Genomic DNA, 26705 nt, shown 5'->3' with positions numbered 1-26705 from the left:
GCGCATCATTCCACCCGAGGATCCATCTTGCGCTACCTTCCCATTCTGCTGCCGGTCGTTCTCGCCTCAGCCGCCATCATCGCCGCCCCGGCGCCCGCTCTTGCTGGTGAAACCTATATCGAGGGCACCGGCGGCGTGATCTGGAACCGCGAGGACACCAACCCCGTCGCCGCCGTGACGGTGGGCCACGATATCGACCTGGGAGAGCGCTTCTTCGTGGGTGCGGAAGGCTTCGCGGAAAAGGTGCTGGCGGACGATACCCGCATGGTCTGGGGCGTGGGTGGCCGTGCGGGCGCCCGCGTGCTGCCCGGCGCGAAGCTCTATGCGGCGGCGAACTGGCAGTCGAAGGATTGCCGCGAATGCAGCGATGCCGTGGGCCTCAGCACCGGCTGGGAGCAGGATCTCAACGAGAAGATCTATGCCAAGCTGGAATACAAGCACATCCTGATCGGCGACGGCGAACCCGATTCCGACATCGTCGCGGTGGGGCTGGGCTACAAGTTCTAAATCCTGATCCGGCCGTAGGAAGGCGCCCGTGCGCCCTCCTGTCGCCGGATCAGGGCCGGATCAGGTCACGTCCATCGCATAGCCCGCCGCGCGGACGGTGCGGATGGGATCGATGTCGCCGTCGCGGTTGATCGCCTTGCGCAGGCGGCGGATGTGGACGTCCACGGTGCGCTCGTCGATGTCGGAGTCCATGCCCCAGACGCCGTCGAGGATCTGCTGGCGCGAAACCACCCGGTTCGGGCGCTCCATGAAGTAGCGCAGCAGGCGGAATTCGGTGGGGCCAAGGTGCAGCGCCTCGCCCGAGCGGCGGACGCGGTGGCTGGTGGCGTCCAGCTCGATGTCGCCCCACTGGAGCACGTTGCCCGCCAGCGACGGCCGTGCGCGGCGCAGCAGCGCCTCGATGCGGGCCAGCAGTTCACGCGGGGAGAACGGCTTGGTGACGTAGTCGTCCGCGCCGGTCTTGAGGCCGCGGATGCGGTCCTCTTCCTCGCCGCGAGCGGTGAGCATCAGGATCGGGATCTGCGCGGTGTCCTTGTCCTTGCGGAGCTGGCGGCAGACCTCGATGCCCGGAACGTGCTCGATCATCCAGTCGAGGATGATGGCGTCGGGCGCCTGTTCCTGCACCATCAGCAGCGCTTCCTCGCCATCGCTGGTGCTGCGCACCTGATAGCCTTCGGCGCTGAGGTTCCAGGTGAGCAGTTCGCAAAGCGCGCGGTCGTCTTCGACGACGAGGACGGAGGGGTTCACGGCAGGTCCCTTGTATCGTCGGTCTGGCTGTCGCGCTCGGCGTGGTATTCGCCGGTCGCGGCATAGTAGACCATTTCAGCGACGTTGGTGGCGTGGTCGCCGATGCGTTCGAGGTTGCGGGCGATGAAGAGGAGCTGCGCGGCGCTGGAGATCGTCGCCGGGTTCTCCATCATGTGGGTCAGCAGCGAGCGGAACAGCGTGTTGTAGAACTGGTCCAGCTTCTCGTCGCGGCGGATCACTTCCTGCGCCAGCGCGGCATCGCGCGAACCGTAGGCATTGAGCACGTCGCGAACCATGCCTTCCGCGATCTCGGCCATCATCGGCACGAGATCGAGCGGCTCGATCTTCACGCGATTTTCGAGTGCGTTGACGCGCTTGGCGATGTTCTTGGCATAGTCGCCGATACGCTCGATCACGCCCGAGATCTTGAGCGCGGCGATCACGTCGCGCAGATCGTCGGCCATGGGCGCGCGCAGGGCGATCGTGCGCACCGCCAGGCGGTCCACTTCGGCTTCCAGCGCATCGAGGCGCGCGTCGGCGGCGACGACTTGCGCCGCGAGTTCCTCGTCATGCTGCGTGAGCGCCACGATGGCGTCGCGGATGGCCACTTCGGCGAGGCCGCCCATTTCGGCGACGAGGCCGCGAAGCTGGCCGATCTCGCTGTCGAAGGCCTTTACGGTATGATCAACCATGGCTCTTGTCCTGTTTTCCCTGTCTTCGCCGTCAACCGTAGCGACCGGTGATGTAGTCCTTGGTCTTCTCCTCGCGCGGCGTCGTGAAGATCTGGCTGGTGTCGCCATACTCCACGAGGTTGCCGAGGTGGAAGAACGCCGTGCGCTGCGACACGCGCGCGGCCTGCTGCATCGAGTGGGTGACGATGACGATGGCGTAAGTGTCCTTCAGCTCGTCGATCAGTTCCTCGATACGCGCGGTGGCGATCGGGTCGAGCGCGGAGCACGGCTCGTCCATCAGGATGACTTCGGGGCTGACGGCGATGGCGCGGGCGATGCAAAGGCGCTGCTGCTGGCCGCCGGAAAGCGCGGTGCCCGGCTCTGCCAGGCGGTCCTTCACTTCGTCCCAAAGGCCGGCCTTGGTCAGCGAGCTTTCGATGATGCCGTCAAGGTCCGCCTTCGAGGGCGCCAGGCCGTGGATGCGCGGGCCATAGGCGATGTTCTCGTAGATCGACTTGGGGAACGGGTTCGGCTTCTGGAACACCATGCCGACGCGGGCGCGTAGGGCGACCGGGTCCATCGAGGCGGCGTAGATATCCTCGCCGTCGAGCAGGATCTCGCCGGTGACGCGGGCATCGGCGATGGTGTCGTTCATGCGGTTCAGCGAGCGCAGGAACGTGGACTTGCCGCAGCCCGAGGGGCCGATGAAGGCCGTGACGAGCCCGTTGTCGATCTCGATCGAGACGTTGTTGATGGCCTTCTTGGGGCCATAGAACACGTCGACGTTGCGAGCAGTAAGCTTGGGAGCGTCAGTGAGTTTGGAGTTTGTCATATCTCTACCAGCGCACTTCGAACTTGTTTCGAAGGTAAATCGCAAGACCGTTCATCGCCAGCAGGAAGACCAGCAGGACGATGATGGCGGCGGACGTGTTCCGCACGAAACCGGAATTGATCTCGTCGGACCACAGGAAGATCTGCATCGGCAGCACGCTGGAAGGATCGGTGATCCCCCCCGGCGGGGTGACGACGAAGGCGCGCATGCCGATCATCAGCAGCGGCGCGGTTTCACCCAGGGCGCGGGCCATGCCGATGATGGTGCCGGTGAGGATGCCGGGCAGCGCGAGCGGCAGGACGTGATGGAACACGGTCTGCATCTTGCTCGCTCCGATCGCCAGCGCGGCGTCGCGGATCGAGGGCGGGACCGCCTTGATCGCGTTGCGGCCCGAGATGACGATGACCGGCATCGTCATCAGCGCCAGGGTCAGGCCCCCGACCAATGGCGAGGAGCGCGGCATGCCCAGCGTGTTGATGAACACCGCGAGGCCCAGCAGGCCGAAGATGATCGAGGGCACCGCCGCGAGGTTGTTGATCGAGACTTCGACCCATTCGATCCAGCGGCTGCGCGGGGCGAACTCCTCAAGATAGATCGCCGCCAGCACGCCCATCGGGAACGACAGCAGCAGGGTGACGAGCATCGTCAACAGCGAACCCTTGGCCGCTCCCCAGACGCCCGCGATGTCGGGATCGGTGGAGTCGGAGCCGGAGAGGAAGCTCCAGTCGAGGCCCGAAACACCGTTCTTCAGCATGATCACCAGCAGCAGCGCCAGGAAGGCGAGGCTGAGGACGATCGCGCCGAGGCCGATCAGCTTGAAGCGACGTTCGGCGGCGTTGCGGCGGGAAATCCGGCGCAGGGCCTCCGGCGTTTGCCACCGAGCGTTGCCAAGGGGCGCATTGCCGAGGGGCTCGGCGCCCGAGCGCGCGTTACTGAGGGTTGCGTTACTCATAAGCTTCCCGGAAGCGCTTCACCACGCGAAGGGCGATGATGTTGAGGATGAGGGTGACGATGAACAGCACCAGGCCCAGCGCGAAGGCGGAGAGCGTCTTGGGGCTGTTGAACTCCTGGTCGCCGGTCAGCATCTGGACGATCTGGTAGGTGACCGTGGTCATCGAGGCGAAGGGGTTCGCCGAAAGGTTGGCGGCGGCGCCGGCGGCCATGACCACGATCATGGTCTCGCCGATGGCGCGGCTGATCGCCAGCATCACACCCGCGACGATGCCCGGAAGCGCGGCGGGCAGCAGCACTTTCTTGATCGTTTCGGACTTGGTGGCGCCCAGTGCCAGCGACCCGTCGCTCATCGCGCGGGGCACCGCGGCGAGCGCATCGTCGGCCATGGAGGAGACGAAGGGAATGATCATCACGCCCATGACGACACCGGCAGCCAGCGCGCTCTCGGTTGAGGGGTTGGCCATGCCGAGCGAGGCCGCGAAGTCGCGGAAGATCGGCGCCACGGTCAGCGCGGCGAAGTAGCCGTAGACCACCGTGGGGATGCCCGCGAGGATCTCCAGCATGGGCTTCAGCCACTTGCGGATCGTCGGCGTGGCATATTGCGTCAGGTAGATCGCGCTCATCAGGCCGAGCGGGATCGCCACGATCATGGCGATGATCGCGCCGATGTAGATCGTGCCCCAGAACAGCGGCACCGCGCCGAAGCTGTCACCCAGGTTGTCGCCGCGCGCGGAGCCCGGCGACCAGTGGAGGCCGGTCAGGAAGTCGATCGGCGACACGTCCTTGAAGAACATGCCCGCCTCGAACACCAGCGAGGCGACGATGCCGAAGGTGGTCAGGATCGCCATCAGCGAGGCGACGAGCAGCAGCCCCAGCACGCCGCGCTCGACGCGGGTGCGCGCCGGGAAGTTCGCGCGGATACGGGTGAAGGCCCAGCCACCGCCCGCCACGGCGACGATCGCCACCAGCAGCGCGCCGATCAGGCCGAAGCGGCCATGGGCATCGCGCACCGGCCCTGCCAGCGTGTTCGCCAGCGGGTTGAAGGCGACCGCGTCGGGATTGTCGGCGATGGACTTGGCTTCGGCCAGGATCGCCGCGCGGCTCATGGCGTCGGCGGGAAGCTGCGCCGACACGGGGTCGGCCATGACCGCCCCGTCGACGAGGCCCGGCATGATCGCCTGCCACGCGCCCCAGGCGATCAGCGCCGGGAAGACGATCCACAGCGCGACGTGCCAGGCATGGTAGCCCGGCATCGAATGGATCGAGCCGCGGCCGGTATGGAGCAGCCGGGCCCGGCCCCGTGCGGCAAACCAGCCGACGAGACCGAGGCCGAGAACGGCCAGAAGAACTCCGGTGAGAATCATGAATGGCCGCCCTTTGCGCCCCTGCCCCCGAAAGGGCTTACTTCAGAACCGAGGGATCGAGCGGGGTCATCTTGGCGACGATGTCCGCGCTCTTGGCGCGCACGTCGTCGGGCGAGATCACCATGCCCTTGGCCTTGAGAGTGCCATCCGGGCCCCACGACTTCGCCCATTCGGCCACATAGGCCTGAAGGCCCTTGATCGGGGCGAGGTGCTGCTTCTTCACGTAGATGTAGAGCGGACGGGCGCCGGGATACGAGAAGTCCGAAATCGTCGCGTAAGTGGGCGATACGCCGGACATCGGGATGCCCTTGATCGTGCCCATGTTCGATTCGAGGAACGAGAAGCCGAAGATGCCGATGGCTTTCGGGTTCTGCGAGATTTTCTGCACGATCAGGTTGTCGTTCTCGCCGGCGTCCACATAGGGGCCGTCCTCGCGGATGTCGTGGCAGGTCGCCTCGTACTTGTCCTTGTCGCTGTCCTTGAGGGCGGCGGTGGCGGCATCGGTCTTGCAGCCGGCTTCCAGGATCAGTTCCTTCAGCGCGTCGCGGGTGCCCGAGGTGGAGGGCGGACCGTAGACCAGGATCGGCTCGGCCGGAAGCGACGGGTTCACGTCCTTCCAGGTCTTTGCAGTGTTGGGCTTGCCGAAGGGATTGGCCGCCAGCGCCTTGTAGATGTCCACCGGCGTCAACTGCATGTTGGGGCCGTTCTTGCCCTCAGCGAAGGCGATGCCGTCGATGCCGACCTGGATCTCGACGATCTCGGTCACGCCGTTCTTCTGGCACTCCTCGAACTCGGACTTCTTGATCCGGCGCGAGGCGTTCTCGATATCGGGGTGCTGGGCGCCGACGCCCGCGCAGAACAGCTTCATGCCCGCGCCGGTGCCGGTCGATTCGATCACCGGCGACTTGCCGCCCGCCTTCGCGGTCTGCTCGGCCACGGCAGTGGCGAAGGGATAGACGGTGGAGGAACCCACCGCCCGCACGAAATCGCGCGAACCCGCGCCCGAACCGCCCGATCCGCCGCAAGCGCTCAGAGCGAGGACGGAGGCGGCAGCGAAAATGATGGTCTTGGTCGAACGCATGATCTTAACCCCTTGGGTTTCTCTCTGAGCCGCCCCTATTGGGGTTGCGTGACACTTCCATGACAAGAAAGTGACATAACTCGCCAAGCCACGCAAATGTGGGCATTTCGGAGAGTATACCTCGTTTTCGTCGGACTGCCCCGATGCGATATCACAAGCGTCGCGGGCTTTCATGACAGTGTCGCGATCGTCGAGTCTCCTGCACGTGCGAGCGCGCCTTGCGGCCCGGCGCCCCGCTCTCGCGACGTGTCGGGATTGTTTCCCGACGATGTCGATGAGAAACTCTGCCGCGACTCGGATCGATCGTTCAGCGAGATCGCCGCAGTCGGCGCATACTCCATAGGCTGGCGCAAGAAGGCTGGTGTGGTCTTGAGGGAAGACTTGCAAGGAGGCCGGGCAGCCACGCCCGGAAAGAAATCGCAGCCGGGCGCCCGATCGCCTCGACGACACATCTATAACGTTCGTCACAATCGTCACATTTACCGTCACATTCGTCATCAAAGCGTCATCGAACGGCCATAGTCGGCCCTCGTCGTGCCCGGCACCTGGCCTGGGCGCTCTGGAGAATGCCCGTTATGCGTCTCTTTCTGGCCAGCGCGACTGCGCTCGCGGTCTCTTTTACCGCTCCGGGCGCCTATGCACAGGCGATCTCGGCGGAAGAAGCCGAGGCCCTGCGCGCACAGATCCGCACGATGAAGGCGCAGATGGAGGCCATGGAAGCGCGGCTCAATGCTGCTGCGCCGGCTGCCGCTGCACCGGCCGATATCGGCGCCCAGGGAGGCTCTTCGGCGCCTGCCGCATCCCCGCCGCTTGCCGCCGGCTCCCCTGCCAAGCCCCAGGGCAAAGAGGAGAAGGAAACCGGGATCGAGTGGAAGGGCAGCCCGCAGTTCGCGCAGGGCGACCGCCAGTTCAAGGTCAAGGGCCGCATCCAGGCAGACGCCAACTACGTCGGCGCACCGAAGGGCCTGGACGACCAGGGCCTGGGCTTCTCCAGCGAAATGCGCCGCATCCGTCTCGGCGCGGAAGGTGCGATCGGCGCCGGGTTCGACTACAAGCTGGAACTGGAACTCTCGGACAACTCCGTCGATCTCGTCGATACTTATGTCGGCTATCACCAGGGGCCGTGGTCGATCCGGCTCGGCAACCAGAACTCGTTCCAGTCGCTCGACGAACTGACCGGCGACACCAGCGGCAGCGTGATGGAGCGTGCCGCCTTCACCGATGCCTTCAACTTCGAGCGCCGCCTTGGCGCCGCGTTCCAGTATAACAAGGGGCCGTGGCTGGCGCAGGCCGGCGTGTTCACCGACGATATCGGTGCCCTCGCCAACGACAGCGACGGCGTGGACGGCGGTGACGAGAACAACAGCTACGGCCTGGACGGACGCCTCGTCTACTCGCCGAAACTGGGCGGCTTCCAGCTCCACTTCGGCGGATCGGCGCATTATCGCCGCCTCGGCCGCCTGGCGGAGAGCGACACCCGCTATCGCCAGCGGCCCTACGTCCATTCCACCAATACGCGCCTGATCGGCACGCCGGTGATGAACGTTTCGGAGGAAGACCACTACGGCGTGGAATTCGCCGCCATTCGCGGCCGCTGGCATGCGGCGGCGGAATATCACGCGCTCACCGCCAACCGCGTCGACGCCTCCACCGTCACCTTCCAGGGCGCCTATGCCGAAACCGGTATCTTCCTCACCAAGGGCGACCACCGCGGCTACAAGGAAGGTATCTTCCGCGTCGAGAAACCCGCTCACCCCATGGGCGATGGCGGCATGGGCTCGCTGCTGTTCACCTTGCGCTACGACTGGCTGGACCTCAACGACCGCGACATTCGCGGCGGCACCCAGAACGGCTACATCGCCGCGCTGGTCTGGGAGCCGATCCAGAACCTGCGCTTCAACGTCAACTACGCGCTGCTGGACTACACCGGCGCCAAGCCGACCGAATCCGGCAAGACCGACTACGACGCCCAAGTGGTGGGCACGCGGTTCGAACTGGATTTCTGAGGGGTCTGGGCGCGCGCGAAGTCGCGGCCCTTTGTACCTCCAGAGCCGTTTGTACCTCCGAGGCCCTCACCCGCCCGCCACGTCATCCGGCCTCGTCATCCTGAACTTGTTTCAGGATCCATCGCCCAGCACGCCCGGACGGTGCGACGAGGCGGAATGGATCCTGAAACGAGTTCAGGATGACGGAGTGTTTTCAACCAACGAAGCGCGTAGCCGGATCATTTCACCGAACACCGTCCTTCGCCCCGCGCCCTATCCCGCCGCCTCTTCCTTGCGCAGCGGCAGCATCAGCGAGGCGGTGGTGCCCTGCCCCGGACGGCTGTCTATATCGAAGCGGCCGCGATGGCGTTCGACGATGTGCTTCACGATCGACAGGCCGAGACCGGTGCCGCCCACCATCCGGCTGCGGCTGGTGTCGGCGCGGTAGAACCGTTCCGTCACGCGGGGGAGGTGCTCGGGGGAAATCCCGTCGCCGTGGTCCCGCACCGTCACCAGCACCCAGCCGGTCGGCGTCGATTCCAGGCTGACGTCCACCGGACCGCCCTGCTTGCCGTACTTCAGCGAGTTGTCGATGAGGTTGCGCAGCACTTGCGCCAACTGGCCGCGATCGCCGGTCACCACGGCATGCTCGCAGTTGGACTGCACCTCGATCTGCGCATCGCCGCGTGCCTCGCCCGCGATTTCCCGTGCCAGCGCGACCATCTCGACCCGTTCTGAGGGCACTTCGTGCTTCACCGCCTCGATGCGCGAAAGCGACATCAGGTCGGAGATCAGCGCCTGCATGCGCTGCGCCTCGTGCCGGATGGTGTCGAGGAAGCGCGTGCGCACGCTCTCGTCGCCGCCGGCCTTGGGGTTGTGCAGCGTCTCGACATAGCCAAGCACGTTGGCGAGCGGCGTGCGCAGCTCGTGGCTGGCATTGGCCACGAAATCGGCATGAGACTTGGCGACGCTGACCCGCTCCGACAGATCGTAGAGGCTGACCAGTCGGTCCGTCGGCGAAACCACGCGGCAATCCACTTCCCAGACGCTGCCGCCGGTGGAGAGGCCGGTAACGCGCGCGATCCCGCCCTCGTCGCTGAGGATCGCAGCGACGGCGCGCGGCTCGCGGATGGCGATGCGCACGTCCTGGCCGACGATATGGGCGCCGAGCAGCGCCCGCGCCGCGCCGTTGGCGTAGCGCACTTGCCCGCGCGACACCATCATCGCGGGGGTCTGGAGATGTTCCAGGAGGTGGACGCCGTCACCGGCCATGCTGTTCGCCTTTATCCTTCGCCGCATCGTCATATCCGGATGCCGATCCTTCCCCATGCCCGCACCTGACGACAAGACAAAGACGCAAAGGCAACGAACTTGCGGAAAATACCACGTTCGGCCCTCGCTAAATACGTATGCACCGGAAGGTTCTGTTCAATCCGTGCAAACGAGGTTGAGGTTTGACGCACTCTCGCCTAGCACGACGCACGCAGTTCGTGCCATGCTGCAACCGCGAAGAGGGACGTCGTTCCCGCTCTGCCGCATGGCCTGGAATGCAAGGAGGAGGAGGACCCCGTCGATCACGGCGGGAATTGAAGCAATAGGGGATCACCCCCAGAAGGTGGACTGCGCCCAGTGACCAATTCGATTTCGGCTCCATTCACGTCCGACCGCCTGCTCCTGTTCGGCGCCACCGGCGATCTTTCGCGCCGCATGCTCCTCCCCTCGCTCTGCGCGCTCGATGCCGAAGGCCTGCTCGATCCCAAGATCGAGATCATCGGCACCGCGCGTTCCGAGCATGACGATGCGGAATTCCGCAACTTCGCGCGCGAGTCGCTCGAACAGTTCCTGCCCGCCGAACGGCGCGGCGGCATGGCCCGGTTCCTCAATCGCCTGTCCTACCAGACGCTCGATGCCAACCAGATGGAAGGCTTCAACGCACTGGCTGCCAAAGTGGGCGAGCCGAAGGACGGGCTTTCGATCTTCCTCTCCACCGCGCCCAGCCTGTTCGAGCCGACCATCCGCGGCCTCCAGGCCAGTGGCCTTGCCGGAGACAACGTGCGCATCGGCCTGGAAAAGCCGCTGGGCGTGGACCTGGCGTCGAGCAAGATTATCAACGACGCCGTCGCCCGCGCTTTCCCCGAAGACCGCATCTTCCGCATCGACCACTATCTGGGCAAGGAAACCGTCCAGAACCTGCTGGCGCTGCGCTTCGCCAACCTGATGTTCGAGCCGCTGTGGAATGCCGCCCATATCGACCATGTGCAGATCACCGTGGCCGAGACCGTAGGCCTGGAATCGCGCGTGGCCTACTATGACGATTCCGGCGCGCTGCGAGACATGGTGCAGAACCACATGCTCCAGCTGCTCGCGCTCGTCGCGATGGAGCCGCCGGTCAGCTACGATGCCACCAGCGTGCGTGACGAAAAGGTGAAGATCCTGCGCAGCTTGCGCAAGGTTTCCGCCAACGAGACCGTCACCGGCCAGTACCGCGCCGGCGCCATCGGCGGCCAGGCCGTGCCGGGCTACGACGACGAACTCGGCAAGGATTCGAACACCGAGACTTTCGTCGCCATCAAGGCGCATATCGACAACTGGCGCTGGCAGGGCGTGCCATTCTACTTGCGCACCGGCAAGCGCCTGCCCAAGCGCACGACCGAGATCATCGTCCAGTTCCGCGATGTGCCGCACTCGATCTTCCACGGTCGCGGCGCGAAAACCGTGCCCAACCGGCTGGTCATCGGCATTCAGCCGAGCGAGAACATCACGCTCTCGCTCATGGCCAAGGTGCCGGGGCTGGATCGCGACGGTTTCGGCTTGCGCTCGATCCCGCTCGACATCGCCATGCCCGATGCTTTCGCCGGGCCGCAGCGCCGCATCGCCTACGAACGCCTGCTGCTGGACCTGATCGAGGGCGAGCAGACGCTGTTCGTCCGCCGTGACGAGGTGGAAGCGCAGTGGGAATGGATCGATGCGATCCGGGCCGGCTGGGAGGAACAGGCCCAGGAGCCCAAGACCTACACCGCCGGAAGCTGGGGCCCCTCCGCCGCCATCGCCCTCGCCGAGCGCGACGGCGTGACGTGGCACGAGTAGAACGGCCGCTGAAGGGCATGAAGCTGTCACGCACCCTATATATCCGGGGTGCGTGCTTCCCGCCGTGCCCAATCCCCCGCAAACCGGTGGAACATAGATGTTGACACCGGTTACCTGAACGCCTTCAAGCCCCGCGTGGGACATCCTGTCGCGGCGGCTTCGGGAGGCGGAGACAAAAAAGACAGACGGAAAGTGCAGGAGTAACCCCATGAGCAATCTCAGCCCGGTGGTCGCCCGCGTCACCGATCGCATCATCGAACGGTCGAAGCCCAGCCGCCAGCGTTACCTCGCCATGGTCGAGCGCGAGGCCGACCGTCATTCGGACCGCTCGTTCCTGTCGTGCTCCAACCTCGCGCACGGCTTTGCCGCCAGCGGCGAGGACAAGCCGGCGATCTCGGCGGGCAAGGCGATCAACATCGGCATCGTCACCGCCTACAACGACATGCTTTCGGCCCATCAGCCCTACGGCCGCTATCCCGAGCAGATGAAGCTCTTCGCCCGCGAAGTGGGCGCCACCGCGCAAGTCGCGGGCGGCGTGCCGGCCATGTGCGACGGCGTGACCCAAGGCTTCGACGGCATGGAGCTTTCACTGTTCAGCCGCGATACCATCGCCCTGTCCACCGCCGTCTCGCTCAGCCACGCGATGTATGACGGCGTGACCCTGCTGGGCATCTGCGACAAGATCGTGCCCGGCCTGGTCATGGGCGCGCTGCGCTTCGGCCACCTTCCAGCCGTGTTCGTTCCGGCCGGCCCGATGCCCAGCGGCATCTCCAACAAGGAAAAGCAGAAGGTTCGCCAGCTCTACGCCGAAGGCAAGGTCGGCCGCGAGGAACTGCTCGCCAGCGAGAGCGCCAGCTATCACGCGCCGGGCACCTGCACCTTCTACGGCACCGCCAACTCCAACCAGATGATGATGGAGATGATGGGCCTGCACATCCCGGCCGCCGCCTTCGTGCCGCCGAACACGCCGCTGCGCCAGGCGCTGACCCGCGCCGCCGTGCACCGCGCCACCGAACTGACGCGCAAGGGCGACGACTATCGCCCGATGGCGCGCGTGGTAGACGAAAAGGCGATCGTCAACGCCATCGTCGGCCTGCTCGCCACCGGCGGCTCCACCAACCATGCGATCCACCTGCCCGCCATGGCCCGCTGCGCCGGTATCCAGATCGACTGGCAGGACTTCGACGAGCTTTCCGGCGCCGTGCCGCTGATCACGCGCGTCTATCCCAACGGTTCGGGCGACGTGAACCACTTCCACGCCGCCGGCGGCATGGGCTGGATCGTGCGCGAACTGCTCGATGCAGGGCTGGCGCATGAGGATATCCTGACCATTTCCGAAGGCGGCATGCGCGCCTACGCCAGCGAACCGACACTTGATCGCGACAGGCTCGCGTGGAAGCCCGCCCCCACGGTCAGCGGCGACGAGGCCATGCTGAGCACGGTGGCAAAGCCCTTCCTGCCCGATGGCGGCATGCGCCTGGTCTCCGGCAATCTGGGTCGCGCCACCTTCAAGACCAGTGCGGTCGATCAGGAGCGCTGGACGATCGAGGCGCCCTGCCGCGTGTTCGAGACACAGGAAGGCGTCATCAACGCCTTCAAGGCGGGCGAGCTGGACCGCGACGTCGTGGTGGTCGTGCGCCACCAGGGCCCGCGCGCCAACGGGATGCCCGAACTCCACAAGCTCACCCCCCCGCTGGGCGTCCTTCAGGATCGCGGCTTCAAGGTGGCGCTGGTTACCGACGGCCGCATGTCGGGCGCCTCGGGCAAAGTCCCGGCCGCCATCCACGTCACCCCGGAAGCGCTGGCCGATGGCCCGATCGCCTATCTCCAGGATGGCGACATCGTCCGCCTCTCGGCCGAGGACGGCACGCTTTCCACCACCGCCGACCTCTCGGGCCGCACCCCCGCGCCGCTTCCGGCTCCCGCCGAAGGCATGGGCCGCGAACTCTTCGCGATGTTCCGGGCCAATGCGGGCGGCGCCGAACAGGGCGGCTCCTCGATGCTGGAGGTCGCCGGCCTGTGAGCGGTTCCGCAAGCACCCAACTCGTTGCCGTCGATATCGGCGGCACCCATGCCCGCTTCGCCATCGCCTCGGTCGATGACCGGGGACAGATCACCCTGGGCGAACCCGTCACGCTCCACACCAGCGAGCACGGCAGCTTCCAGCTGGCCTGGCAGGCCTTCCGCGAGCGCAATGGCGGCACTCTGCCCAATGCCATCTCGATCGCGATAGCGGGGCCTGTCGGCGGTGAGGTGATCCGCTTCACCAACAACCCGTGGATCATTCGCCCCGCGATGATTCCCGAGAAAATGGGCGTCGAGCACTATACGGTCGTCAATGACTTCGCGGCGGTCGCCTATGCCGTGGCGCTGGCGTCGGAAGACCAGTTCCTGCACCTGGCCGGGCCGGAAGGTCCGCTTCCCGCATCGGGCACGCTCAGCGTGCTCGGACCGGGCACCGGGCTTGGCGTCGCCCACTTGTGGCGCAACGGACTGCCGCACGGCCAGGGCGGGTTCTACCATGTGCAGGCCACCGAGGGCGGCCATGTCGACTATGCCCCGCTCGACCTGATCGAGGATGCCGTGCTCGCCCGCCTGCGCAAACGGCATAACCGCGTCTCGGTGGAGCGCGTCGTTTCAGGCCCGGCCATCGTCGATATCTACCAGACCCTCGCCGCCATGGAGGGCCGCGCCGTCCACGACCTGACCGATGTCGAAATCTGGACCGCCGGCACCAACCACTCCGACCCGCTGGCCGCCGCCGCCGTGGACCGGTTCTGCCTCTCACTGGGCAGCGCCGCGGGTGACTACGCGCTGGCGCATGGCGCGGGCGGCGTCGTCATCGCCGGGGGCCTCGGCTATCGTATTCGCGAAACCATCCTGTCCTCGGGCTTTTCGGAGCGTTTCCGCGCCAAGGGGCGTTTTGCCTCGCTGATGGCGCAGATTCCCGTCAAGCTTATCACCCATCCGCAGCCCGGCCTGTTCGGCGCGGCTGCCGCCTATGTCAGGGAGCATGTCCAATGAGCAGCCCATCCGAAGCCGTCGAAAAGGTCATGCGTCTGGCCCCGGTGATCCCGGTGCTGGTGATCGAGGATATCGAGCACGCCCTGCCCATCGCAGAGGCGCTCGTGGCCGGCGGCCTCCCCGCGCTGGAAGTGACGCTGCGCACCGAATGCGCGATCGAGGCGATCAAGGTGATGAAGCAGGTTCCCGGCGCCGTGGTCGGCGCGGGCACCGTGCTTTCGCCCGACGATCTCAAGCGCTCGATCGATGCCGGCGCGGAGTTCATCGTCTCGCCCGGCCTCACGCCGATGCTGGCCGAAGCCGCCTACAAGTCGCAGATCCCGTTCCTGCCCGGCACCGCCAACGCCAGCGACGTGATGTTCGCGCTGGAATGCGGGTTTGACCGCCTGAAGTTCTTCCCCGCCATGGCGGCGGGCGGCCCGCCTGCGCTGAAGGCGATCTCGGCCCCGCTCGCCAGGGCGAAGTTCTGCCCCACCGGCGGCGTCACCCCCCAGAACGCCCCGGAATGGCTGGCGCTGGACGCGGTGCTCTGCGTCGGCGGCAGCTGGATGGTGCCCAAGGGCAAGCCCGATGTCGCCCTGATCGAAGCGGCGGCCCGCGAAGCGGCGGGACTTCCGCGGTGAGCGGCCCGGCGCTGGGCACGGCCCAGGCGGGATCGCCGCTGACAACGGTCGAGGATCTCGATCATCGGCTTCAGGAACTCCACGTCCTGACCGCCCAGACGCCGACCTACAATCCCGTCTTCCAGCTTGGCCTCGAACTGTCGCGCAAGCTGGAAACCGGCGAAATGAGCCTCGATCACATCGAGGCTCTCGTCGCCGAGATGGAATGCGAGGGCCTGCGCGCCCGCGCCGCGCGGCTCGACCGCCTGCTCGCCCCGGTGGGCCTGTCCGACAACGACGCCCGCATCGATGCCATCGCAGCGGAAGGCAAGGAGGAAGGCGACGACTTCTCCGCCTTCGCCGTCCGCTGGCAGCGCCCCGCCGCGCATGTCGTGTTCACCGCGCACCCTACCTTCCTGCTATCCTCGGCCCAGACCGAAGCCGTCGCCGCCGCCGCGTCCAGCGGCGACCATAGCGTCGCATCGGTCTGCGTCGCCTCGCCCGAGCGCGACCACATCACGCTCGACTACGAACACGACAAGGCGATGGAAGCGATCGCGCGCGGCCAGAAGGCCCGCGACCGCATCAACGCCCGCCTCTTCGACATCGCCGCCGCCCGCTGGCCCAAGCGCTGGCGCGGCCTCAACCCGATGCCGGTGCGCTTCGCCTCCTGGGTGGGCTACGACATGGACGGCCGCACCGACATCGGCTGGTCCACCTCGATCCGCTATCGCCTTCAGGAAAAGGCGCTCCGGCTCGCCAGCTATGCAGAAAGCCTCGCCCAGGCCGCGCCGGAGATCGCCCGCAAGCTTGAGCGCGCCGGCAAGCTGACCGAGGACATGGTGGCCCGCTTCGCGGCCGATCTCACCGCGCCCGAGGCCCTGTCCGACGCCGCCAACGCCCTCACCGCAGACCATCCCGACCGGATCGTCAGCCTGGAAGGCGTGATCGCCGAGCTGGAGAACGAAGCCCGCCACGCCGATCAGGAAATCGCCCGCACCCTGCTCACCACCGCCGCCGCCATGCGCGCGGACGGCCTCGGCATGGGCTGGATCCACTTCCGCGTGAACGCCTCGCAGCTTCAGAACGCGATCCGCCTGCGCATCGACCCGGAAGGCAAGCTCAGCCTTGCAAGCCAGGCCGCGCTCATGCGCATGCGCGAACTGCTGGCCGAAGTCGTTCCGCTCAAGTCCAACTTCGCCGCCCTGGCCATCGAGAATTCCACCGCCGTGCGCCAGTTCCTGGCGATGGCGCAGATCCTTGCCCATATCGACGCCGACGCGCCGATCCGGATGCTGGTGGCCGAATGCGAGGAACCGGCGACGATCCTGGCCGCGCTCTACTTCGCGCGGATGTTCGGCATCGACGACAAGGTGGACGTCTCGCCCCTGTTCGAAACCGAATCTGCGCTGGAACACGGCGGCCGCTTCGTCGACGCCGTGCTGGCCGAACCCGCCTACCGTGACTATGCCCGCAAGCGCGGCCGCGTTTCGATCCAGACCGGCTTCTCGGACGCGGGCCGGTTCGTCGGCCAGGTGCCCGCCGCGCTGGCCATCGAACGCCTCCAGGGCCGCCTCTCCGAAGCGATGGTCGCCAATGGCCTTACCGATGTTTCCGCGCTGATCTTCAACACCCACGGCGAATCGATGGGTCGCGGCGCGCACCCCTCCAGCATCCAGGACCGCTTCCAGTGGCCGATGTCGCCCTGGGCCCGCCGCCGCTTCCTGCGCGCGGGAATCCGGCTGGAGCCCGAAGTCTCGTTCCAGGGCGGTGACGGCTACCTCTGGTTCGGGTCCGACGAACTGGCGCTGGCCACGCTGACCCGCATGGCCGAAATGCCGCTCTGGGGCGCCGACACCGATGCGCCGACCGACCTGTTCTATCGCCGCACCGACCTCAGCCTTGACTTCTATCGCGCGATCCGGGGCGTGCAGCACGAGCATCTGGAATCGGCCACTTACAGCCGGGCGATCACCGCCTTCGGCCTCGGCCTGCTCAACGACACCGGCAGTCGCAAATCGCGCCGCCAGTCCGACCTTGCCGCCGACCGCTCGATGAGCCTTCGCCAGATCCGCGCGATCCCGCACAATGCCATCCTCCAGCAGCTCGGCTATCCGGTCAACGTGATCGCCGGGATCGGCACCGCGTCCGACGGCAACCGCGAGGAAATCGCCTTGCTCCTGCGCGAAAGCGAGCGCGGGCAGCAGCTGCTCCGCCTGGCCCGCGCCGCCAATGCGCTCGCCTCGATCAAGACGGTGGCCGCGTATGGCGAGCTGTTCAATTCGGCCTACTGGGCCAGTCGCCCCTATCGCGGCGACGAGCAGTACATCGCCGAAGCCTGCCTGAAGCTGGCCGAATACCTCACCAAGGACGACCGCACCGGCGTGTTCCGCCGCCTCGCCTCGCGCCTCAGGGTCGATGCGATGAAGCTGCACTTCCTGCTCGACCTGCTGCCCGACGAAGCCCCGCTGCCCGATCGCGAGCACACCCGCCGCAGCCTCGGCGTGCTCCAGTCGCTGCGGATCGCGCTATTCAAGCACATGTTCCTGCGCGCCGTCATGGTCCCGCAGTTCAGCCGCGCCAACGACATCAGCCGCGACGACGTGCTGGAGATGTTCTTCACCCTGCGCGTCGAAGACGGCCTGGCCCAGCTTCGCCGCGCCTTCCCGACGAGCTTCCCCTCGATCGACGACTTCAAGGTGGACTGCCCCAGCGATTATCCGGATTCGAGCGCGACCGGCTACACCCGCATCCACCGCGAATACATCGACCCGATCGCCCGGTCCTACGGCCTGTCGCTGCGCATCACCACGGCGCTGGCGAACGAGTTCGGGGCGCATGGGTAGCTGCGGGAGCGTTGCTCGAGAGGGAGGCGGTCAGCGGTCAGCGCTTGCCTCCCGGAGGCCGCAGGTTTGTATGGCGAACCGCATTCCTGGTTTGCAATCACGGGCAGGGAACGCGGCCAGATAGATCCTGAAACAAGTTCAGGATGACGGCTGGAAATCCAGGGTCGGGTGAAAACGGAAGCGTCACGTCGTCCCGGACTTGATCCGGGACCGGTGTCTGTCTTTAGGCACGCCCTCGCATTGAGCCACCAAACGCCCCGTCGTCGCCCAGCCTAAAGTTGGGTGACGCGCGGCCAGCGGTCCCGGATCAAGTCCGGGACGACGGGGTTTTTCTGATCCGCCTTGGCGCGACCGACCCGCGCGCTACGCCATCAACTTCAGCAAGTTGTCGATCTCGCAGGTCGCGAAGCCCACGGTGCTATCGGAAATACCGTAGGGCAGCAGCAGCCGCTCGCCCACCTTCAGCGCGCCGCAGGTATAGACTACGTTGGGCACATAGCCCGAGCGGTCGGCGTTCTCGGCGGTGAGCACCGGCTCCACGGTGCGGGCCAGCACCTTGGACGGATCCTTCAGGTCCAGAAGCGCGCAGCCCAGCGCATACTTGCGCATGGCGCCAACGCCGTGGGTGAACAGCAGCCAGCCATGCTCGGTGGGGATAGGGCTGCCGCAATTGCCGATCTGGATGAACTCCCAGGGGTACTTGGGCTCCATCAGCAGCACGCCGTCGTCGTCCCAAGTGTCCAGCGTATCGGAGCGCAACAGGAACAGGTTCTTGCCGTCCTGTCGCCCGACCATCGCGAAGCGGCCGTCGATCTTCTCGGGGAACAGCGCCATGCCCTTGTTGCGCCCGGCGCGCCCCCGGATCGGTTCCAGCTCGAAGGCCCGGAAATCCCGCGTGCGCAAAAGCTCGGACCGGATCGAACTGCCGGAATAGGCCGTGTAGGTGCCCACCCACTCGTAGTCGCCGCCGCCATGGTCGAAACGCACCAGGCGCAAGTCTTCCAGTCCGCCGCGCTGTTGCTCGGTAATGGGGAAGATTACCGTGTTCGACAGGTTCGATTCGGTATGCCGGTGCACCGAAACGCCGTCATCGGCATCGGTCTGGCTTTCCTCGTCCAGTTCCACCGAAGTCGCGAAGGACGCCTGCGGCCAGAGGCAGAAGGTGCCGTCCACCTCGGCGATGCCCTCGCGGAAGGCGATCGAGCTGATATGCCCCTCGCCCACCGCGCGCAGGCTCATGATGAAGCGCACGGCGCCGTCCTGCATGCCCGACTGGTCGGGTGCCGGCACGATCGAGGGATTCATCAGCGCCGCCGCCGCGAAGGTATATTCGTGGCAGAAATAGGCGCCGATCAGCCGTCGGCGCGTCTCGGAAAACTGCGCGGGATCGAGTTCCAGGTTCGCCGCCACTTCCTCGAAGCGGTCGGCGAAGATCTTCTCGGTCTGCCAGTGGCGCTCCTTGAAGTCGCGCAGGACGCGTTCGTATTCCGCCGCCGCGCGCTCATCGCTGAGCGCGGCCACGTCCTCGACCAGGCGATAGGCGCGCCCACCGGCGTTCTTGCCCTGCCAGCCAAGGTGAAACGGACGCAACACGACTCGCGCCGGATCGGCGTAGAGGCGAGTCTCGAAGACATGAAGTGGTTCAGACCAGACGTTCTCGGGCCGATTCAAGCAATCCTCCACCACGTCCGAGCGGTGCCGAAACGGCAAGCTCGGCCAGAGCATAATGCGAAAGTTGGAAGGCGAGAATGGATTCCGCACCGCAATTGGAATTGACTCCCCGCGGCGTGACTCCATCCCGGCAGCGACCCGTTGCAATGTCCGCCAGCACGACCCCGCGATCGTTGCCGCCGAAGAACCAGCGCCAAGCCGTCAGGGCGTGTTCGGCCCAGAAGGCGCCGTGGCTGGCGGTCCAGGCGCTACAGGCGGCCTCGATTGCGGCCTGCGCCTCGAGCGGCTGCTGGTCGAACGGCAGGTAGCCGTGCGGCTTGCCGAAGCTTTCGGAACCGATCGGGCGGAATTGTCCGCGCGCCGAAACCTGCTGGCGACAGATCCATTCCAGCGTTTCCAGCCCCGCCCCAATCCAGGCCTCGTGGCCCAGCGCCAGGCCCGCCTCTATCAGCGCTTGCGGCAGACGCGGGTTGTCATAGCCCAGCACGGCCTCGAACCAGGCCCAATCCGGCCGGCGGCCATCTCCGAGCAGGCGCATCAGGAAGTCGCCGCCTTCCGCCACGCAGTCCAACGCGATGGCATTACCCGGATCGCGGCGCAGCACGGCGCAGGCGCCGAGCATGGCGAAAGCGCGGGCGCGCGGTGCCTCGATCGAGGAAAGACGCGGCAACACCTCCTCGAACAGCTGGAACGCCCAGTCCGACAGGCTCTGGTCCGGCGCCCGCTCGTAAGTCTGGCCGAGCGCCCAGATGGCGCGGCCGTTCGAATCTTCCGATCCCTCGTCCTCGCACCAGTCGCGATCGAAGCGCATGAAGTTACGGAAGCGGCCGAGGTCCGGGTTCCAGGCGGACTGCACGAAGGCGGCGTAGACCAGGCTCCACTTCATCCGCTCGGCCACGGGAAGGCCGCGCGCCACGTTCATCAGCATGAGCGCGCGGGCATTGTCGTCGAGGCAGTAGCCGTGGCGCCGGTCCGGCACGACGCCGACCGAGTGCTGGAGCATGCCGGTGGCATCGCTCATCGCCAGCACTGCGGCAAGTCCGGGCGTCGCGGTGATGGGCGGCAGCGACGGCTCGGGTGCGCGGGCGCGGTCCACCAGGCGCATGCTGGCGTCGGCAAAGCGCGGCCAGATCATCTCGCGTCCGCGCGCCCAAGCGCGGCGCTGCATGGCGGCCAGTTCGGCGGGCTGGTCGAACAGGGCGTTGACGGCTTCGGCGATGGCCTCGCTGGACCCCGGCTCGATCAGGCGCCCGATGTCCTCACCCAGCAGCTCGCGGGCGTGAACATAGGGCGTCGAAACCACGGCCTTGCCCAGCGCGACGGCATAGCTGAGCGTGCCCGAAGTGGACTGCTGCATGCCCAGGTAAGGCGTGAGATAGATGTCGCAGGCTTCCAGCTGGTCCAGCAGTTCGCCGGTGTCGAGGAAGCGGTTCTCCCAGGCGATATGCGCCGAAACGCCCAGCTCTTCCGCAAGAGCCTGCAACTCCTCGCGATAGGCCTCCCCCTCGTAAGCCACGAGATTGGGGTGGGTGGCGCCGACGATGCGATAGATCACCTCGGGATGGCGCGCGACGATACCCGGAAGCGCGCCGATGGCGTTCTCCAGACCCTTCCCGCGGCTGAGCAGGCCGAACGTCATGAGCACCTTGCGGCCTTCCAGCCCCAGGCTCTCCTTGAACTCCTCCTGTCGCCCGAAGGGCCGGTCCGGCGCGCCGTGCTCGATTACCTCCAGGACGCGGCCCGGCACGTCATAGTCGCGTTCCAGCAGTTCGCGCGAATATTGCGACATGACCATGATGCGAGAGGCGCGCGCGATGAGGTGGCGCAGGATCTCCCGCTGGTGTTCGGAAGGATCGGTGAGCACGGTGTGCAGGGTCAGCACCAGCGGTGCGGCTAGACGGTCGACGAAGTCGAGCACCATCTCGCCATCCGCGCCGCCGAAAATCCCGTATTCGTGCTGGACCCATACCGCGTCCACGCCCGCTTCGTTGATCTCGCGCGCGGCGCGGGCATAAGCGTCCGGATCGTTGCAGTCGATCCGCTGAACCGCATCGGCATAGTCCAGGGGCTGCGCGGGATCGTCGAGCGCATAGACATCCACGGCCATTTCGGAATGAAATTCCGCCAACTGCTCGAAGATATCCGTTGTAAAAGTGGCGATGCCGCACTTTCGGGGCGCGAAATTTCCCACCAAGGCAATGTGAAGCGGCCGAACCGGCTCCACATCGATATCGTTGGAAGTCGCATCGAAAATCGAACGGACTTTATCGGAACCCGATTTCCGGCCGGGTTCGTCATCACGAGGCATCAAGTTCATGCGCACCCCGCAGAAGGTGGAGGAGAATGCTCAATGAAAGCCGAACTGTGCCATGAGTTTCCCGCTGCACTGCAAAAAATTTGACATAACGCGGCAGAATGACCGTTGCGGGCGCCGTTCAGAGCGCGGTAATCCGCTGCGTTCACATTTGTGCAGTTGCGAATCGGGCCGCCGCGTGACCGACTCGAGCCTGCGCCGGAGCGCCTCTCCGGCAAGTCGGGTCGCAAAAGTATAGACAAGAAAACGGAGCCAGCACTTTCGCACCATAGACTTCGTTCCGGCGCTTTCCTATGTCCCGATGACGCGCAAACACAGAGACACGACGGGAACACAATGCCCTCCGACTCCAGCCTTCTCGCGACCCAGGACCAGGTGCTTCACCGCCTGCTTTCCGCTGTTTTCGGCCCCGATGCCGCGACTTCGGCCCTGACCGTCCTCACCATCGACCCCGCCCTTTCCGGAACCGGCGACACCGTGTCCCGCGCCCAGGTGGCCATGGCCCTCAACGCGGCGCTTTTCGCCGATCTGCTGGACCGCGTGCCCACCGCCGCGCGCTACGTCCAGTCCGTGCGCGAGGCAGGCGAAACGATCGGCTTCGATCACGGAGCGCTGCGCACAATCGACGGCGAAACCGGCGAGCTGCCCGGCGGCCATCAGGCGTTCGGCCGCTTCCTCGCCCCGCTGGGCTATGAGGTGGCCGGGCTCTATCCGCTGCCCAAGCTCCGGATGACCGGCCGCGCCTATGTCCAGCGTGACCTGCCCGAGACGATCCCGCAGTTCTTCGTCTCCGAACTTCACGTCGATCAGCTTTCCGAAGCTGGCCAGGCGGCCTGCGCCAGCGTGTTCGGCGCCTCGGCCGATCCGCTGGGCGAAGCCGAAGGGGCCGCCTTCAACGCGCTTTCCGCTGAGGGCGCCTGCTCCTTCGACGAAGCCGTCACCGCGCTCAAGGGCGCGCTGGCCTGTTTCGGGCGCCAGCATGAGCCGCCCTCGCTGACCGACTACGAAGTGCTGCTGTCGGAAACCGGCGAAGGCGCCTGGATCGCCACCGAAGGCAATGCCTTCAACCACGCGACCACCCGGACCGACAATGTCGCGGCCCTTGCCGAGGAATTGAGGGCGGACGGCTATCCGATGAAACCCTCGGTCGAAATCTCGCAGAACGGCCGCGTACGCCAGACCGCGATCCTGGCCGACAAGGTTGTTCGCCCGTTCCGCGAAGCCGATGGAGCGGAGGTTCCGCTGCCGGTGCCGGGCTCGTTCTACGAATTCATCACGCGTGACATCGATCCGGAGACCGGCAAGCTCGATCTCACCTTCGATTCGGGCAATGCCACCGGCATCTTCGCCGTGACGAGGAACGCATGAGCCTGCTCCAGTCGTTCGATCCGGCCAGCGGCGCGCTGGTCTGGGAAGGCGAGATCGCCGATGCCGCCGCCGTCGATGCCGCGCTGGCCCGCGCCCATGCGGCGTTTCCGGCCTGGGCCGCCCTTTCCGTTTCCGCGCGCGTTGAGGCGGTGCAGCGCTACAAGGCTGTGCTGGAGACCCGCAAGGACGCGATGGCCGAGACGATCTCTCGCGAGACTGGCAAGCCGCTGTGGGAGACGCGCACCGAAATCGCCTCGATGATCGGCAAAGTCGGCATCTCGATCGCCGCGCAGGCCGAGCGCGCGGGGGAAAAGCGGCAGGACATGCCGTTCGGACAGGCCGTGCTCCGCCACCGCCCGCATGGCGTGATGGCGGTGCTGGGGCCGTTCAACTTCCCCGGCCACCTGCCCAATGGCCATATCGTCCCGGCCCTGCTCGCGGGCAACACCGTGGTGTTCAAGCCTTCCGAAATGACTCCGGCGACCGGCCAGGCCATGGCCGATGCGTGGGCCGAAGCTGGGGCCGAAGCAGGCCTTCCGGAAGGCGTGTTCCAGATCGTCCACGGTGCGCGCGCCACCGGCGAAGCGCTGGTGGCGGGCCATATCGACGGCTTGCTGTTCACCGGCTCGGCAGGCGCGGGTGCGCATTTCCGGCGCATTTTCGCCAATCGCCCTGACGTGATCCTGGCGCTCGAACTGGGCGGCAACAACCCCCTGGTGGTGTGGGACGGAGACGTGGAAGAGGCCGCCTCGGTGGTCGTGCAGTCCAGCTTCATCACCACCGGCCAGCGCTGCTCCTGCGCGCGCCGGCTGATCGTGCCGGACAACGGCTTCGGTACCGCGCTGGTCGATGCCGTGGCCGCCCTGGCCGACCGCGTGACCATCGGCGAATGGCACGAGACGCCCGAACCGTGGTTCGGCCCGCTGATCTCGGCCCAGGCCGCCGAGGCCGCGAAGGCGCGTTTTGCTGACCTCGAAACGCAGGGCGCCACCGTCATCCGCGCCTTCACCGGCGTGGAAGGCCGCAGCGGCGCTTTCGTCACCCCCGGCATTCTCGACGTGACCGGCTTGGACGTGCCCGACGAGGAAATCTTCGCTCCCATCGTCCAGGTCACCCGCGTGCCGGACTTCGATGCGGCCATCGCCGCCGCCAATGCCACCCGCTTCGGCCTTTCGGCAGGCCTCGTCAGCGGCGACGACGCGCTGTGGGACCGCTTCGTGCTGGAAAGCCGCGCGGGCGTGGTCAACCGCAACCGCCCGACTACCGGCGCGGCCGGCTCGATGCCGTTCGGCGGCTTGGGCGACAGCGGCAACCACCGCCCAAGCGCCTATTACGCCGCCGATTACTGCGCCTATCCGGTCGCCAGCTTCGAGGCTGCCGACGTGGCGGGCAACAGCGGCGCGCTCGCCGGCAAGCTGCGTTGATGGCAGGGCTGACCAGCGAGGAACGCGATCTTCTTGCCCCGGTAGAGCGGGCCCCGATCCTCGCGCGGACGCTGGACTGGGCGGCGATCAACAGCGGCACCGGCCATATCGAAGGGCTGGCGGCAATGGCCAAGCAACTGGCAGAGGCAGTTGCCGTCCTGCCGGGCGAGGTCAGGCTGGTCGATCCCGCCCCGGTCGAGAAAGTGGACAGCCAGGGCCATGCCCGCGAGGTCGCCCATGGGCGTCACCTGGTGCTCTCGGTGCGGCCCCAGGCCGAGCGGCGGGTGATCCTCACCGGCCACATGGACACCGTCTACCCCGCCGATCACCCCTTCCAGACGTGCCGCTGGATCGACGAGAACCGGCTCAACGGCCCCGGTACGGCGGACATGAAAGGCGGTCTTTCGCTCATGCTGGCGGGGCTTGCGGCCTACGAGCGCTCCGGCGCGACGCTGGGCTACGATGTCCTCGTCAACAGCGACGAGGAGACCGGCTCGCTCTCCTCCGCCGCGCTGATCGCGGAGCTGGCGCAAGGCAAGCTGGCCGCGCTGACTTACGAACCGGCGCTGCCCGGCGGCCAGATGGCGCGGGCACGGCCCGGATCGGGCAATTACGCCGTCGTCGTCCACGGCCGCGCAGCCCATGCCGGACGCAATCCCGATGAGGGACGCAACGCCGTACTCGCCGCCGGCGACCTCGCCCTGCGCCTTGCCGCGATGCGCCGCCCCGGCCTTTCCGTGAATCCCGCCAAGATCGAGGGCGGCGCGCCCAACAATACCGTGCCGGACCTTGCCATCCTGCACTTCAACATGCGCCCGGCCACACCCGAGCTGGCGGCCGAGGCACAGGCGCATATCCGGACAGCAGTCGCCGAAGTCTCCGCCGCGCACGATGTCCACATGCATGTCCACGGCCATGTCTCGCGCCCGCCGAAGGCGATCTCGGCGCGGACCGAGGCGCTTTACGGCATGGTCGGCAAGGCCGCCGCCGACCTCGGCCAGCCGATGAGCTGGAAGGACACCGGCGGCGTCTGCGACGGCAACAACATCGCCGCCTGCGGCGTTCCGGTGCTGGATACCATGGGCGCGCTGGGCGGCTCCATCCACTCGCCCGACGAATTCCTGCTGGCCGATTCCCTCGACGCCCGCGCCCGCCTCACCGCTCTGGTCCTCCACCGACTGGACCGCCACGGAGTTCTGCCCGCATGACGTTTCTCCTGCGCACCGCACAGGAAAAGGATCTGGAATCGCTGTACCGCATGGCCAAGGGCACCGGCGGCGGCTTTACCAACCTGCCGCCCGACAAGCCGACGCTCGACGCCAAGCTGAAGCGCACCGCCAGGAGCTTCGCCCGCCAGAGCGACGAGATCGCCAACGACCTGTTCGTCTTCATCCTCGAAGACACCGAGACCGGCAAAGTGCGCGGCACCTGCCAGGCGTTCTCGCAAGTCGGCACCGAGTTTCCGTTCTACTCCTATCGCCTCGGCCGTATCACCCAGCATTCCAAGGAGCTGGACCGCACCTTCCGCGCCGAAATGCTGACGCTCTGCACCGATCTGGACGGGGCGAGCGAAGTGGGCGGGCTCTACCTTGACGCCACCGAGCGTTCGGCCGGCGTGGGCAAGCTGCTGGCGCGCAGCCGCTACCTCTTCATCAAGATGCACCGCGAGCGCTTTGGCGACACCACCCTGGCCGAACTGCGCGGCGCCATCGACGACGCCGGCAACTCACCCTTCTGGGACGGCCTGGCCGGGCGCTTCTTCGACATGAGCTTCCGCGACGCGGACGAATTCAACGCCAAGCACGGCAACCAGTTCATCGCCGATCTCATGCCCAAGCACCCGATCTACTGCGCACTGCTGTCCGAAGCGGCGCGGCAGGTGATGGGCCAGCCGCACTATTCCGGCCGCCCGGCCATGCGCATGCTGGAGAACGAGAACTTTTCCTTCCAGAACTACGTCGACATCTTCGACGGTGGCCCGACCATGATCGCCCGCACCGACCAGATCCGCACCGTGCAGGAAGCCCGCACGGCCGAAATCACGGCGATCGCGGTTGCGGACGACGCGGAAGCCAGCCATCTTGTCGCCACCGGGCGCCTGGCGGATTTCCGCGCCTGTCTCGGGAAGGTCGATGCGGCTGGCGGCGGCGTGACGCTGGACGCGGCAGCGGCGGCGTTGCTGGGCGTGGGGCCAGGGGATGTCGTGACGTACGCCAGCGCGTGAGAGG

21 protein-coding genes are annotated in these 26705 nt (G+C 66.6%); 12 read left to right on the top strand and 9 right to left on the bottom strand.

The features are described from left to right. Window positions 1–27: 27 nt before the first annotated feature. On the top strand, window positions 28–507 hold the full coding sequence (locus tag ACI3K3_RS01665) for an outer membrane protein (RefSeq protein ID WP_404911634.1): 480 nt from the start codon (window positions 28–30) through the stop codon (window positions 505–507). 60 nt (window positions 508–567) lie between these two features. On the opposite strand, the gene phoB is transcribed toward ACI3K3_RS01665, so the two are convergent. Genes phoB through ACI3K3_RS01635 form a run of 6 tightly spaced genes read right to left on the bottom strand, consistent with a single transcriptional unit; the run spans window position 568 to window position 6156 of the window. Continuing rightward, entirely contained in the window at window positions 568–1254 is a 687-nt protein-coding gene (gene phoB, locus ACI3K3_RS01660) for a phosphate regulon transcriptional regulator PhoB (RefSeq protein WP_313434816.1), read from the bottom strand. Beyond that, a complete protein-coding gene (gene phoU / locus ACI3K3_RS01655) occupies window positions 1251–1946 on the bottom strand; it encodes a phosphate signaling complex protein PhoU (protein ID WP_404911633.1) in 696 nt (231 codons plus the stop codon). The genes phoB and phoU overlap by 4 nt, the downstream gene beginning before the upstream one ends. A gap of 31 nt (window positions 1947–1977) precedes the next feature. After that, entirely contained in the window at window positions 1978–2757 is a 780-nt protein-coding gene (gene pstB, locus ACI3K3_RS01650) for a phosphate ABC transporter ATP-binding protein PstB (RefSeq protein ID WP_404911632.1), read from the bottom strand. Window positions 2758–2761: 4 nt separating this feature from the next. Continuing rightward, the gene (pstA, locus tag ACI3K3_RS01645; protein WP_404911631.1) at window positions 2762–3709 is read right to left on the bottom strand and encodes a phosphate ABC transporter permease PstA; all 948 of its coding nucleotides are present in this window, start codon (window positions 3707–3709) and stop codon (window positions 2762–2764) included. Continuing rightward, the gene (gene pstC / locus ACI3K3_RS01640) at window positions 3702–5075 is read right to left on the bottom strand and encodes a phosphate ABC transporter permease subunit PstC (protein ID WP_404911630.1); all 1374 of its coding nucleotides are present in this window, start codon (window positions 5073–5075) and stop codon (window positions 3702–3704) included. The genes pstA and pstC overlap by 8 nt, the downstream gene beginning before the upstream one ends. Before the next feature lie 37 nt (window positions 5076–5112). Continuing rightward, on the bottom strand, window positions 5113–6156 hold the full coding sequence (locus ACI3K3_RS01635) for a substrate-binding domain-containing protein (RefSeq protein WP_404911629.1): 1044 nt from the start codon (window positions 6154–6156) through the stop codon (window positions 5113–5115). 575 nt (window positions 6157–6731) lie between these two features. On the opposite strand from ACI3K3_RS01635, the gene ACI3K3_RS01630 reads away from it, so the two are divergent. Continuing rightward, complete coding sequence (locus ACI3K3_RS01630) at window positions 6732–8162, top strand: OprO/OprP family phosphate-selective porin (protein ID WP_404911628.1); 1431 nt, start codon at window positions 6732–6734, stop codon at window positions 8160–8162. A gap of 252 nt (window positions 8163–8414) precedes the next feature. Here ACI3K3_RS01630 and ACI3K3_RS01625 read toward each other — a convergent pair whose 3' ends face one another. Further along, window positions 8415–9413 (bottom strand): sensor histidine kinase, encoded by a 999-nt coding sequence (locus ACI3K3_RS01625; protein WP_404911627.1) that lies wholly within the window; start codon window positions 9411–9413, stop codon window positions 8415–8417. Window positions 9414–9770: 357 nt separating this feature from the next. Here ACI3K3_RS01625 and zwf point away from each other — a divergent pair, with 357 nt between their 5' ends. The 5 genes from zwf (at window position 9771) to ACI3K3_RS01600 (ending at window position 17700) form a co-directional block, all read left to right on the top strand. Beyond that, entirely contained in the window at window positions 9771–11228 is a 1458-nt protein-coding gene (gene zwf, locus ACI3K3_RS01620; protein ID WP_404911626.1) for a glucose-6-phosphate dehydrogenase, read from the top strand. Window positions 11229–11436: 208 nt separating this feature from the next. After that, window positions 11437–13251, top strand: coding sequence for a phosphogluconate dehydratase (gene edd / locus ACI3K3_RS01615; RefSeq protein ID WP_404911625.1), 1815 nt, complete (start codon window positions 11437–11439; stop codon window positions 13249–13251). Next, on the top strand, window positions 13248–14252 hold the full coding sequence (locus ACI3K3_RS01610) for an ROK family protein (RefSeq protein WP_404911624.1): 1005 nt from the start codon (window positions 13248–13250) through the stop codon (window positions 14250–14252). The genes edd and ACI3K3_RS01610 overlap by 4 nt, the downstream gene beginning before the upstream one ends. Further along, window positions 14249–14875, top strand: a complete 627-nt coding sequence (gene eda / locus ACI3K3_RS01605; RefSeq protein ID WP_404911623.1) for a bifunctional 4-hydroxy-2-oxoglutarate aldolase/2-dehydro-3-deoxy-phosphogluconate aldolase — start codon at window positions 14249–14251, stop codon at window positions 14873–14875. Before ACI3K3_RS01610 ends, eda begins: the two co-directional genes overlap by 4 nt. 38 nt (window positions 14876–14913) lie before the next feature. Beyond that, window positions 14914–17700, top strand: a complete 2787-nt coding sequence (locus ACI3K3_RS01600; protein ID WP_404911791.1) for a phosphoenolpyruvate carboxylase — start codon at window positions 14914–14916, stop codon at window positions 17698–17700. A 363-nt stretch (window positions 17701–18063) separates the two neighbouring features. Here ACI3K3_RS01600 and ACI3K3_RS01595 read toward each other — a convergent pair whose 3' ends face one another. After that, window positions 18064–19371: a glycoside hydrolase family 130 protein gene (locus tag ACI3K3_RS01595; protein ID WP_404911622.1), complete on the bottom strand. Its 1308-nt coding sequence runs from the start codon at window positions 19369–19371 to the stop codon at window positions 18064–18066. Beyond that, the gene (locus tag ACI3K3_RS01590) at window positions 19343–21478 is read right to left on the bottom strand and encodes a glycosyltransferase (RefSeq protein WP_404911621.1); all 2136 of its coding nucleotides are present in this window, start codon (window positions 21476–21478) and stop codon (window positions 19343–19345) included. Before ACI3K3_RS01590 ends, ACI3K3_RS01595 begins: the two co-directional genes overlap by 29 nt. 6 nt (window positions 21479–21484) lie before the next feature. Between ACI3K3_RS01590 and ACI3K3_RS01585 the strand changes: the two genes are divergently transcribed. From ACI3K3_RS01585 to ACI3K3_RS01565, 5 genes are all read left to right on the top strand, one after another. Continuing rightward, the gene (locus tag ACI3K3_RS01585) at window positions 21485–21772 is read left to right on the top strand and encodes a hypothetical protein (protein WP_404911620.1); all 288 of its coding nucleotides are present in this window, start codon (window positions 21485–21487) and stop codon (window positions 21770–21772) included. Between the two features lie 249 nt (window positions 21773–22021). Beyond that, window positions 22022–23053: a 2-oxoadipate dioxygenase/decarboxylase family protein gene (locus ACI3K3_RS01580; protein WP_404911619.1), complete on the top strand. Its 1032-nt coding sequence runs from the start codon at window positions 22022–22024 to the stop codon at window positions 23051–23053. Next, window positions 23050–24477, top strand: a complete 1428-nt coding sequence (astD, locus tag ACI3K3_RS01575; protein ID WP_404911618.1) for a succinylglutamate-semialdehyde dehydrogenase — start codon at window positions 23050–23052, stop codon at window positions 24475–24477. The genes ACI3K3_RS01580 and astD overlap by 4 nt, the downstream gene beginning before the upstream one ends. After that, window positions 24477–25685: a hydrolase gene (locus tag ACI3K3_RS01570; protein WP_404911617.1), complete on the top strand. Its 1209-nt coding sequence runs from the start codon at window positions 24477–24479 to the stop codon at window positions 25683–25685. The genes astD and ACI3K3_RS01570 overlap by 1 nt, the downstream gene beginning before the upstream one ends. After that, window positions 25682–26701: an arginine N-succinyltransferase gene (locus ACI3K3_RS01565; protein ID WP_404911616.1), complete on the top strand. Its 1020-nt coding sequence runs from the start codon at window positions 25682–25684 to the stop codon at window positions 26699–26701. The genes ACI3K3_RS01570 and ACI3K3_RS01565 overlap by 4 nt, the downstream gene beginning before the upstream one ends. Window positions 26702–26705: the final 4 nt, after the last annotated feature.

The organism is Novosphingobium sp. ZW T3_23, from assembly GCF_044987305.1.
GTDB lineage: Bacteria > Pseudomonadota > Alphaproteobacteria > Sphingomonadales > Sphingomonadaceae > Novosphingobium.
This window is presented reverse-complemented; position numbering and strand designations above follow the sequence as displayed.